Source organism: Paenibacillus tuaregi (genome assembly GCF_900086655.1).
Classification (GTDB): domain Bacteria; phylum Bacillota; class Bacilli; order Paenibacillales; family Paenibacillaceae; genus Fontibacillus; species Fontibacillus tuaregi.
In genome coordinates, this window is sequence record NZ_LT575476.1 from 318,281 (window position 1) to 329,116 (window position 10,836).

At 52.2% G+C, this 10,836-nt stretch carries 11 protein-coding genes; 8 read left to right on the forward strand and 3 right to left on the reverse strand.

The features are described from left to right. Nucleotides 1-10: 10 nt before the first annotated feature. From BN6628_RS01800 to BN6628_RS01815, 4 genes are all read left to right on the forward strand, one after another. On the forward strand, nt 11-835 hold the full coding sequence (locus tag BN6628_RS01800; RefSeq protein WP_068613428.1) for a carbohydrate ABC transporter permease: 825 nt from the start codon (nt 11-13) through the stop codon (nt 833-835). An 85-nt stretch (nt 836-920) separates the two neighbouring features. Then, nucleotides 921-2,717, forward strand: coding sequence for a cache domain-containing sensor histidine kinase (locus BN6628_RS01805; protein ID WP_068613429.1), 1,797 nt, complete (start codon nt 921-923; stop codon nt 2,715-2,717). Next, entirely contained in the window at nt 2,698-3,876 is a 1,179-nt protein-coding gene (locus BN6628_RS01810) for a response regulator (RefSeq protein ID WP_068613431.1), read from the forward strand. The genes BN6628_RS01805 and BN6628_RS01810 overlap by 20 nt, the downstream gene beginning before the upstream one ends. Before the next feature lie 270 nt (nt 3,877-4,146). Then, on the forward strand, nt 4,147-5,403 hold the full coding sequence (locus BN6628_RS01815; RefSeq protein ID WP_068613432.1) for a chitinase: 1,257 nt from the start codon (nt 4,147-4,149) through the stop codon (nt 5,401-5,403). Between the two features lie 240 nt (nt 5,404-5,643). On the opposite strand, the gene BN6628_RS01820 is transcribed toward BN6628_RS01815, so the two are convergent. After that, complete coding sequence (locus BN6628_RS01820) at nt 5,644-6,414, reverse strand: hypothetical protein (RefSeq protein WP_068613433.1); 771 nt, start codon at nt 6,412-6,414, stop codon at nt 5,644-5,646. A gap of 327 nt (nt 6,415-6,741) precedes the next feature. On the opposite strand from BN6628_RS01820, the gene BN6628_RS01825 reads away from it, so the two are divergent. Further along, nucleotides 6,742-7,326, forward strand: a complete 585-nt coding sequence (locus BN6628_RS01825; protein ID WP_068613434.1) for a GNAT family N-acetyltransferase — start codon at nt 6,742-6,744, stop codon at nt 7,324-7,326. 285 nt (nt 7,327-7,611) lie between these two features. Here the strand turns inward: BN6628_RS01825 and BN6628_RS01830 are convergent, their stop codons facing one another. Continuing rightward, complete coding sequence (locus BN6628_RS01830) at nt 7,612-8,463, reverse strand: helix-turn-helix transcriptional regulator (protein ID WP_068613435.1); 852 nt, start codon at nt 8,461-8,463, stop codon at nt 7,612-7,614. Nucleotides 8,464-8,577: 114 nt separating this feature from the next. Between BN6628_RS01830 and BN6628_RS01835 the strand changes: the two genes are divergently transcribed. The 3 genes from BN6628_RS01835 to BN6628_RS26005 all read left to right on the forward strand — a co-directional run bounded on the left by BN6628_RS01835 (nt 8,578) and on the right by BN6628_RS26005 (nt 10,527). Beyond that, entirely contained in the window at nt 8,578-8,790 is a 213-nt protein-coding gene (locus BN6628_RS01835) for a hypothetical protein (RefSeq protein ID WP_068613437.1), read from the forward strand. Nucleotides 8,791-8,829: 39 nt separating this feature from the next. Further along, the gene (fabF, locus tag BN6628_RS01840; RefSeq protein ID WP_068613442.1) at nt 8,830-10,068 is read left to right on the forward strand and encodes a beta-ketoacyl-ACP synthase II; all 1,239 of its coding nucleotides are present in this window, start codon (nt 8,830-8,832) and stop codon (nt 10,066-10,068) included. 285 nt (nt 10,069-10,353) lie between these two features. After that, entirely contained in the window at nt 10,354-10,527 is a 174-nt protein-coding gene (locus tag BN6628_RS26005; protein WP_157692449.1) for a hypothetical protein, read from the forward strand. A gap of 116 nt (nt 10,528-10,643) precedes the next feature. Here the strand turns inward: BN6628_RS26005 and BN6628_RS26915 are convergent, their stop codons facing one another. Then, nucleotides 10,644-10,769 (reverse strand): hypothetical protein, encoded by a 126-nt coding sequence (locus tag BN6628_RS26915; protein ID WP_392397656.1) that lies wholly within the window; start codon nt 10,767-10,769, stop codon nt 10,644-10,646. Between the last annotated feature and the right edge of the window lie 67 nt (nt 10,770-10,836).

Sequence of the window (10,836 nt, forward strand, 5' to 3'; positions counted from 1 at the left end):
GTGCACGAAAATGAAATATGTCAAAAAAGGCCTCGTGTATCTTCTTTTCGCGATTCCGGTGGTCACCCAGCTGTATCCGCTGTTCTGGCTGGTCCTGTACTCGCTGAAGACCAACGAGGAGATTATGAACGGGAGCTTTTTCGCTTTACCCAAAGCGCTTCAATGGAATAACTACACAGAGGCCTATGAGCAGGGGAGTTATTTGAAGTACCTGGGCAACAGCGTGTTTGTCACCGGTGTAACCATGTTCTTCGTGATTCTGCTTAGCGCCATGGTAGCCTATGCGATCTCACGGTTCCGTTGGCGTTATGGCAACGCGGTGCTGCTGGTCTTTATGATGGGTCTGATGATTCCGCTGCAGGCCACACTGCTGCCGCTGATGATTATTTTCAAAAATGTGGGCATTCTGAACACGCACTTATCTCTGATTCTGCCATATATAGCCTTCTCCACCCCGATTGCGGTGTTCATTCTCAGCGGATTTATGAAAGGCATACCGCATGAAATCGAGGAGTCCGCTTTTGTGGATGGGGCCAGTGTATACCGGATTTTCCGCAGCATCATTATTCCGATTTCAATTCCGCCGATGATGACGGTCTGTATTCTGACCTTTATTACGATTTGGAATGAGTATATTATGGCGGCGACGTTCATTTCCTCCGAGAAGCTGAAGACCCTTCCATTCGGGGTATACACGTTCGTGAGCCAGTATTCTGTCAATTACGGAAATATCGGGGCATTCTTGATCATGGGGGCACTGCCGGTTATCCTGATCTACTTCGTCCTATCCGAGCGTATTACGAAAGGAATGGTCGCTGGGGCGGTCAAAGGATAAAATTATTGAATTGTCGGGTGCGCCCAGCCCTACTATAATAGAGACAGGTGAGCAGCAGGACATCTGGAGGGGAGGGGGATAATCCTTGCGAAGAGGTTTTCATTCCATAAACCACAGGTTGTTCCTGCTGTTTTTATTTTGTATGTCGGGCATTGTGCTCGTGGTGAGCCTGCTCTATTACAACCGGAATACCGAGCAGTATCATGACAAAATCAGTGACCTGGCTCAGAAGAACGTGTCACAGACCGTCGGATTATTCGATTTGCTGTATAAGGGGTATGACAGCTTGTCGAAGACGCTGAGCAACAACTTCGACATGGTCCGCAAGCTGAATGAGAATTATACGGAGCCGGCCATGGCATATATTACAGAGCAGTCGATCACGAATATGATCGGGGCGATTTTTTATTCCCGGGACGATCTGGTGGGTATCCATGTAATTACGGATAAAGGCAAGATATATAACTATGGCAACTATATTAATGTGGTAGACCCGAATTATAAGGAACAGACGTGGTATAAGCAAATTCAGGAATCCTCCGGTAAAATGGTCTGGCTTGGCGTCTTCCCGCACTCGCTGATCGATCAGAATGAGAGCCGGCCGGTATTTGCCTTCGGCCGGCAGATTTTTGACCTCGACGAGCACAAGCGTATCGGCATCGTGCTGTATGAGACGAATCCAAAGCCGATCCTTGAGGCTCTGGATAATCTTAAGCTGGGACAGCACACGAATGTGTATGTCGTTTCCCAGGACGGAAGGATGGTGCCGACTACAATCACTCCGCAGCAGGCTCCTGAGGTGAAGATTCCTGAGCTCGGAGACAAGAGCAAAGTGAAGGTGCAGCAGGATGAGGGGCATCTGTTGATTGCCTCCCGGCTGCCTTTTACGGATTGGTCGGTTGTCAGCATCACGCCGGATAAGGATTTAAATGTCGAACTGATGCAGATGAAGCGGTATCTGTTCATTGTGGTCTCCATTCTTATTATTGTATCCGCTCTCATTGCTTCCATTGTGTCCAAAACGTTCTCTTCCCCTCTGAAGCGGTTGATTCGTGAAATGAAACAGGTGGAAATGGGGAACTTCCGAGGGGAACTGAATGTCACATCTTATCAGGAAATCAACATCCTGGTCGCTTCGTTCAACCGGATGGTGAAACGGATTGAGGAGCTGATCGAGAGGGTGAAGATTTCTTCTGTCAGCGAGAAGAATGCGGAGATCCACGCGCTGCAGTCCCAGGTGAATCCACATTTTCTGTACAACACCCTGGATATGATCTACTGGATGCTGGATGAGAACGGGGAGGGCAATGAAGAGCTGGGCGAAATTGTCTTGTCCCTCTCCCATATGTTCCGTTACAGCAGCCATTGGGAAGAGGGCGCCGAAGTTACGCTCCGGGAGGAATTCGAGCAAATCGGCCATTATTTGACTATTATTCAGTTCCGGCTGGAGGGCAGGCTGAAGGTGGAGATGGACGCAGATGAGCGTTGGATGAACATCCGGATTCCGAAGATGACCCTTCAACCGGTTATCGAGAATGCGGTGAAGCATGGGCTCGAATCTCTGGGGAGCAGGCAGGGGATTCTCCGCGTGATGGTCCGCCAGGATGGGAAGAACTTGGGCATTATGATTGCCGATAATGGCTGTGGGATGGAGCAGATGACGTTAACTAAGCTGGTTGCTTCTCTGGATGAGCGGCGCCCGTCGGGGAAAGGGCCGGGAGGAATCGGGCTGCAGAATCTTCATTTGCGGCTGAAGCATATGTTCGGGGAGGAGTACGGCCTGAGGATCTACAGCATGCCCGGAGAGGGCACCACCGTGACCATTGTCATCCCACTGCCACACAGCCAAGGAGGAGAAGAGCATGAATATTCTGATCGCTGATGACGAACGCGCAATCCGGGAGGGGATTAAGCGGACGATCGAGCAGATGTGTCCGGAGGATAACGTTCATCTCGCGGCTTCAACGATGGAGGCTGTACAGATTATGGGAAGCCAGCGAATTGATATTGTGCTGACCGATATTCTGATGCCAGGCATGAATGGACTTGAATTCATGAAAATATCCAAGCACCGTTACCCGCTCGTCAAATGGGTGGTGATCTCCGCACATTCGGAATTCTCCTTCGCTCAAGAGGCTGTCCGGCTGGGAGCAAGGGATTATCTGCTCAAGCCAATCGGCAAGAAGCGTCTGATTGAGCTCATTGAGAGTCTCAAGCAGGAGATTTGGCAGGAGAGCGAGCGGGTCCGTGAAGCGGAGAAGCTTCGCAGAAATCTGAAGCTTCTGCATGAAGGCGTCTTCCGAAGACTGGCTTCGGGTTTGGACACAGGGAGTCTGGATATTCGTCCGTTTATCCAGGAGTATCCAGAGTTTAATCTGATTATGGTACAGCTTGAGCTGACGGAGATGAATCCTGCGCTGGAGCATTTTATTGTGGAAAATGTCCTTTCGGAGCTGATTGACACTCATGGCAGAGGGCTGGTCATCAGCTATGATCGGGATTGCCTACTGGGATTAGCCTCCTTGGATGAGGAGAACCGCCTGGATGACTTTAAGAGTCTGATTAAAGGGCATTTGACTCATTACTTGAAGGTGCCGTTCCATATTGCCATGTCCGCGCTTGTTCAGGATTTCAAGGCGGTCCCTGAGCTGGTGCTGCAAATGAGGCAGGCTTCGGCAGCTCAATCCGCCCAGCCGGTGAAGGGCAGTGGGGAGAAGTCGATCGAAGATGCCCTTGAGTATATTAAAGAGCATTACAGTGAAGAGCTGTCCTTGGAGAAGGTGGCCTCTGTGGTTTATCTCAACCCGGCCTATTTCAGCCAGCTGTTCAAGCTGAAGACAGGCCAAGGGTATAAGGATTACGTCATTTCCCTTCGGCTGGAGCAGGCCAAGAAGCTTCTGCTCAACCCGCAGCTCCGTCTTGCAGAGATTGCAGAGCGCATCGGTTATCAGGACATGCGTCACTTTACCCAGGTGTTCCGCAGGAAATATGGGCAGACGCCTACCGAGTTCCGTCACAAGCAAAAGGTGAATGTCATCTGAATAGAAGCAAGCTGCCCGGAGATCCCGGCAGCTTTTTTGTATTCTTGAAGATGCTTTCTGTTAAGACAAACGCTTGTAATATGCCATAACTTTCCCAGTATAAATTAGAGAGTCCTTTAATTAAGCCTATGTAGTGGGGTGCGACCATACAATATCCCATTCTAATCCCTATAATGAGATGGAATATATGGATGAATCCCTAGATATACATGAATAGTCCACCTAAGATGGATTCATACCTACCATTAACTTGGCCAAAGGAGAATGTGCATGAGGGAATGGAAGCTTCCTTTTTCAGAAAAAATTGTAGGGCGCACATTAACGGCTGCATTGGGTGCGGCCTTGTTGGTAACCCCGCTGGAAGTCCTTGCGGCACCTGATTCCGCTGCAGCAGCGGCTGCTTCCACAAAGACAGCTGCCGCAGCCAAATCTGAAAGCGCTCCCCTTAATAAGGGGGATATGGGGGTTGGACAGAGCCGTGTACTGAATGACAAGCAGATCAAACAGCTGTGGAACGGGATTGATCCGAGATTCCTGCCGGACAACGCGATAGCCTCAGTCAAGGCGGTCCTTCCCGAGAAGGAATACGAAGCGCTCTTCCCGTACAGGCTCGGCTCGCCCGAGTGGCACAAGGCTGCTGAAGGCAAAGAGTACAACGATCCGAACCAGGGTGACTACTATGCCTATCAGAATTTGATCGGCGCGGTTACGGCGGTGGCCAATATTAAATACAAGGTGAGCTATCGCGAGGGAAGCCCGGGTGTCCAGGAAATCTACCGTCTTGATAAGAAGACTAAGAAGGAAACCCTGGTCGCAAGGACCGATGATTTTAATAAATCGGCAAACTTGAAAAAGAAGGTCATAACCGAAATTGTGGATTTCGGCTCATTTCTGCAGGAAGGCAGCGATCGGGACCGCAAGCGGGATTTGGCTGCCCTGCTGGCGAATCTGTCTCATGAGACTGGCGGGGGCGCCGCCGATTCTCCGGGAGGCGAGCTGAGATGGGGCTTGTTCTGGAATCAGAACATTGCTGGCAGAACCGGGGCGAATATGTCCGCCTTCGTGGACCCGGCAAGTGCCAAGCTGTATCCGGGTGTTGCGGGCAAGCGGTATTATGGCCGCGGTCCAATTATGATGAGCTGGAATTTCAATTATGGTCTGATTAGCTCTATTATCTACGGGGATAAAAACGTGCTGTTGAAGAACCCTGAATCGGTTGCCGAGGACGGCAAGCTCGGATTCATGACTGCACTAATCTTCTGGCTGACCCCGCAAGCGCCGAAGCCATCAGCCCATGATGTCATGGTCGGCAAATGGAAACCGGACAAGGAGCAGACCGCCAAGGGATTGGTTCCTCCAGGATTCGGAGTGAGTGTCATGGTGCTTAACGGACTTGAAGCGAACCTGGGTGAGGTGGACGGTAGTCCGATCAAGCGCCGGGCAGGCCATTACCGGGACATCACGGCCAGAATGGGACTGAATGTTATAGGCGAGAAGATGGATACTCTGGGCATGAAGCCGTTCTAAAGCCGGCAAGCATGAGTGGTCCCAATAAAGCGGCAGCGATCGCCTTTAGGAATGGGTTCCAGCCTCAGCCTATATACATTCAGGGAACCCGAGAGGGGCACAGGCGCAGGACCATTCAGCTGTGCAAATGAGTTTGGTAACCCGGCCCGGCCAAGTTTACCATAGAATGGGGACCGTCCCTAAACGCCATCTAGGATGGCTTGGGAGACGGTCTCTTTGTTTTATCAGGTCAAATTCCGCTTATTTAGCGGCGGAAATTTGCTGCTTGGCCGTGGCTATAACCCCGCTGATCTTGTTCTCAAGGGCGTGAATCCCCTTCTTCTGCTCTAGAATCCGCCGGGTGAGCGACACAAGGTTGTCCAAGGAGTCGGCGGCCCGCTTGGCTTCTCCTTTCTTTGCAAGCTGCTTGAAATCAGACCACTCCGCTGACAGACGCTTCTTAGGGACATCCGCAGCGCCTTTAGCTGATTTAATCTGCAGCTTCAAGCCGGTAATGGCGGAAAGTGTAGATCGGACCCCCTTAATCTTGCGGGCCTTCTCGTCCTTAGCCGCTTTCAGCTGCTTCTCCTTCAGGCGAATATCTTCCCGGGCAAGCTGCACAGCAATCTTCAACTCTCCCGCCTTCTTCGTGCCGCTGACCGAGCTATAGAGCACAAATAACGGCTTGTATTTGTCCTTGGTCATCTGTACCTTTGATGTCAGCTCCGCAACCTTGTTGGCATCGATAAGTTTGATCTCCTTGCGAACGGCTACCAGAGCCTGCTCACTGGCAAAGTGCACGCCTTTAATTGTGTTATCAAGTGCAGTTTCTTGGGAAAGCAGGGTGCCGAGCTCCGTATACGCCGATGTTATCCGGCTCTTTAGGGCCGCATCTGCGGAAGCTGCGGTCTTCTCAACCGTTGTCTTTACCGTATCGGTCAGCTGAAGAGATGCCCCGAGGGCTGCGGCTGGAGCAGCCGCCGTGAGTACGGCCGTTAGAACCACTGCGGCAATTTTCTTGTTCATGTTCATTACATCATCATCCTCCTTGGATTTGTGAAACGCTAAAAACTGCGAGCTTGCGGGCTGGATCGGCAGGTTGGAGATAACCTATTACTTAACCTGGTTACCGGCTAACAACCATGACGCTCCTTCCTAAAACATCTGGATACACAAAAAAGCACCGGCAAGAAAGGCGATTCGCCTAATCTTACCGGTGCTTCCGTGTAAGTACATATGTTTGCATTTAATATACAAAATTAACCAAAAGGTGTCAAGTGTTTGATTGAACAAGATTTGACGTCCTCTCCGTCATCTTGCTAATATAGGTGCACCAATTTATTCAGACGAGGTGCTGTCATGACTATTCGCATTATGCAAGCCGATCTAAATTCTGACATCAGGGCCTTCGTTGCCGAAATAGGGGACGCGGAAGCCGTGCAGGGCCTAATGCTTGCTACAGCGAGGTGGCTTCATAGCAAGGGAAGCACACAATGGGGCGGGCTGCTAAAGGGCCATGACGATCACAATGTTCCGGCTGCGATCGACCGCGGAGAAGTAATTCTGTTCAGGAACCGGGAGGACGGGAAACTGGCAGGAATGGTGCTCCTTCAGCAGCAGCCAAGCGCTTGGGACCGGGAATTGTGGGAGCTGGGTCCCGAGGCAGCCGAGGATTATAATAATCCTGATCATCAAGGAGATCCTGGTACCTCTATCTATCTCCATCGGTTAATGGTTAACCGAAGCTATGCGGGGACAGGCCTCGGTCGAAGTATCCTGGCTTGGGTGGAGACGGGTGCCGCCTATGATGGTAAAGACAGAATACGTCTAGACTGTATAGCGCACAATGAGAGTTTGAACCTCTTCTATCCGAGCTGCGGGTATACCTACGTGGGCGGGAATGGCATGTTTAATACTTACGAAAAAATGCTGCCTAGTTCTTAGCTGTTATCCTCCGTAGGACGTATTTTCGTGACATTTACAAATAAATAATAAGAAAAGGGCGGACCATGGGCTTTCATTAGACCGGGTCCGCTCTTTTGTAATAAGGGATTAGCAATAGTTTCTGTTTCAAGTCTAGTGCGTTGAGAATAAGCATATGTTGCTTCGCCGCGTGTTGGAGTCCCCTAAGACTTAATACTGCCGTCTTGGTAACCTTAGATCATTAGGAAGATCATTAGGACGATGATCAGGATGATCGCCCCAAAGGCTGAATCCGGAACCCCCGTTTCAGCCCTGGCTGGTGCCCTCCATCAGCCGCGCCAGCTTGGCTTCCGTCTTCGAGCTTTGGACAGGAGTATATACACTGCATCGGAGATCCGCATGACCCTGGACCTGAAGGGAGGTCAGATCAAACAGCATCTTGCCCACCTTGGCGTGGCGGAATTCGATCAGCACTTCAGGAGCAGTGCTCACCGCGCTTTCATTCCATAAATCCCGGAAGTCCGGATAGTTCTGGGTCATATCCTGGACAAAATCCGAGTACCATGGGTCCGCAACATACTGGCCATAGTAGGCCCGGAAGATGGCCAGAAATCCACGCACGAAATGTTCCCAGTTCACGGCAAGGCTCCGCAGCTCTTTTTTGGTGAAGAGCAGCTTGATCATATTTCGTTCCTGCTCGGGGATCATCTCGAAATCCAGAAATACGTGGGCGGCCGCCGCATTCCAGCCCACAATGTGACATCTGCGGTCCGAGATGATGGTGGGGCAGTACCGCAGCTCCTGAAGAATCCGGGACAGGGACGGGCTGATGGCCGGATTTTCCCCGGTATCCGCAGGCTTCGTATGCATGCTTGACTCTAAAGCCAGATCATATAGATACTTCCGCTCATCGGTGTTGAGCTGAAGTGCACCGGCAATGGCGTCCAGCACAGACGGGGAAACTTTGATGTCCCGCCCCTGTTCCAGCCACGTGTACCAGGTAGTGCTGACCCCGGCAAGAGCGGCAACCTCTTCTCTTCTAAGCCCCGGGGTTCTGCGCCGTGTGCCCGGCGGGAGCCCTACGGTATGGGGATGGATTTTGGAGCGCTGGGTTTTGAGAAATTCGGACAATGCTTCAAGACGGGCTTCCGGTTTCATGGCAGACGTCCTTTCTGTATTATTGTAGTGTTAATTATACTAGGATAAACAGAAACTTGTAATAGGATAAACAAAGGATAAAATAAATAACATGAACGACTGCTCAGGACGGGCATGCAGTTCAATGAAAAGTCTCTACCGGCAGACTACGCTGCAAGTGGATATAGATCATTAGAAGCCGCTGGCGCCCGGGTGACGAGAGCTGCGGTGAAAGACAGGAATGCGGGCAATCAGCTGGAAGAGCTGCATGCCTCTATAACGCAGAGATCACAGGAGGCCGCTACATGGAAGAAGAGCAATGGACGCGGAGGTCTAAGACGACTTTAAAGTAGGAAGTTACGGTTTAACGTAAAGGAGAGAGGGTATATGGAAAGAGTTGTGATCACAGGAATGGGGATTTTATCCCCGCTAGGCAATGATCTAAACACATTTTGGTCTGGGCTTAAGGAAGGCCAGTCTGGAATCAGCAGGATTGATTCCTTTGATGTATCGGCCTATAAGACACAGATCGCAGGGCAGGTCAGAGGGCTGGATCCGGAAGGACGCTGGGGACGTAAGGAGGCGAGAAAAATGGATCGCTTCAGCCAGCTGGGACTTGCGGCTGCGGAGCAGGCGCTGGAGCATTCCGGCCTTAAGCTGGAGGAGATTGACCGGGAACGTCTCGGTGTGTATGTAGGCTCGGGAATCGGGGGAATTGAGACGCTGGTGAACAATGTGGAGCTTCTGAATGAGCGAGGGCCAGGACGGGTCAGCCCGACTCTGGTACCTATGATGATCTCCAATATGGCCGCTGCCATGATCAGTATCCGGCTCGGCTCCATGGGCCCGTCCCTGTCACCGGTAACTGCCTGCTCAATTGGAAATACGGCGATCGGTGAGGCTTTCCGCGTGATTGCATGCGGGGAGGCGGATATAATTTTTGCCGGAGGGACGGAAGCTGCGGTTAATCCGCTGGCATTAGCCGGATTCGGCAACGCGAAATCTCTCTCTGTGCGAAATGATGAGCCGGAGAAGGCCAGCCGGCCTTATGACAAAGACCGCGACGGCTTTGTCATGGGTGAGGGTGCAGGTATCCTGGTATTGGAATCCCTGTCCCACGCACTCAGAAGGGGAGCGCAGATCTACGGAGAAGTCATCGGGTATGGAGCCAGTTCGGATGCGTATCATATGGTGGCTTCGCACCCCGAGGGAACCGGAGCCTACCTCGCGATGAAGAGCGCAGTTCGCTCGGCCGGAATTACCACAGAGGATATTGACGTGATCAGCGCACATGCCACAAGCACTCAAGTTGGGGACGCGGCAGAGGCCGTAGCGATTAAGAAGCTGCTTGGCGAAGGCGCTTTGAGGGTTCCGGTTACGGCTAATAAATCCATGCTGGGTCACATGTTCGGCGCCGCCGGGGGAGCGGAGGCGATTGCTCTTGTTCAGAGTCTGAGGGAAGGTATTATCCCGCCCACGATTAACCTCGATCAGCCGGACGAGGGCTATGATCTGGATTTCGTGCCGAACACGGCGCGTGCCGCATCCCTCCAAATCGGGTTATCGAATTCGTTCGGATTCGGTGGTCATAATGCTGTGATTGTGCTGAGGAAATATGAGCAGTGAACGGACGTTCTAACAAGCTTGGACTGAGTCTAAGTGCGCGCGGCGGCTAGTTCAGAGCCTATTTAAGTAAGAAGGTTAGCAGAAAATTAAAGTTAGAAGCTTTGGAAATTAGATTAGAGTTAGCAGAGTTGGCCGAAATTGAAGTTAACAGGCGTTAGCAGGAATATACAAGTAAAGTAAGTCTTGCGGGATTTTGTGTAAGGGAACCTCCGGACATGTTGTGAGGAGTCGGGAGTTTGCAGTAATTGAACAAGCCCCATGATGCAAGGGAGAGCATTCTGCATCATGGGGCTTGTTGTGGTTCTTCCTGCTTGGCAGGGTAGAGCGCAAGCTGTGCCACGCAGCGATAGCTTGGCCGCATGCCAGCTGCTCGGGAGAGGGCACCAGGAGCGCAGTGTATCGATCCGGGCGGTACGGCATGTGGTGCGTAGCGTGGCGGATTCAGGCGATAGCACGTAGTGCGCAGCGGTGAACGATTCCGGAGCGGTACGCAGATGTGTCGCCCGCCCGGAACCATGACATCCTGGGCAGCGTGCTGATTGCCGCTGCCCGCAGGGCCGGGACGTGCCGGACAATTACACCGGCACGTCCTTCTTGCCCCTGTGCATGGGCTTCCCGCACAGGGGGCAGGGCTTCGCGGCGAGGTGCTCATCCCTCGCCGACACCCGGGTCCAGGCGATGCAGCCTGGACCTTGGCACAGCCAGGCGGCGACGGTATGCGTCCGCCCCGCCGCCTGGCTGCGGCTGCGGGCTGCCCCCGTGCCCGCA

Bases quoted from the DNA above. Each gene is read 5' to 3' on its own strand.
- BN6628_RS26005 (WP_157692449.1), top strand. From the start codon at position 10,354: ATGGGGCTTGTTGTGGTTCTTCCTGCTTGGCAGGGTAGAGCGCAAGCT.
- BN6628_RS01830 (WP_068613435.1), bottom strand. From the start codon at position 8,463: ATGAAACCGGAAGCCCGTCTTGAAGCATTGTCCGAATTTCTCAAAACC.
- BN6628_RS01835 (WP_068613437.1), top strand. From the start codon at position 8,578: ATGCAGTTCAATGAAAAGTCTCTACCGGCAGACTACGCTGCAAGTGGA.
- BN6628_RS01810 (WP_068613431.1), top strand. From the start codon at position 2,698: ATGAATATTCTGATCGCTGATGACGAACGCGCAATCCGGGAGGGGATT.
- fabF (WP_068613442.1), top strand. From the start codon at position 8,830: ATGGAAAGAGTTGTGATCACAGGAATGGGGATTTTATCCCCGCTAGGC.
- BN6628_RS01825 (WP_068613434.1), top strand. From the start codon at position 6,742: ATGACTATTCGCATTATGCAAGCCGATCTAAATTCTGACATCAGGGCC.
- BN6628_RS01820 (WP_068613433.1), bottom strand. From the start codon at position 6,414: ATGAACATGAACAAGAAAATTGCCGCAGTGGTTCTAACGGCCGTACTC.
- BN6628_RS01815 (WP_068613432.1), top strand. From the start codon at position 4,147: ATGAGGGAATGGAAGCTTCCTTTTTCAGAAAAAATTGTAGGGCGCACA.
- BN6628_RS01800 (WP_068613428.1), top strand. From the start codon at position 11: ATGAAATATGTCAAAAAAGGCCTCGTGTATCTTCTTTTCGCGATTCCG.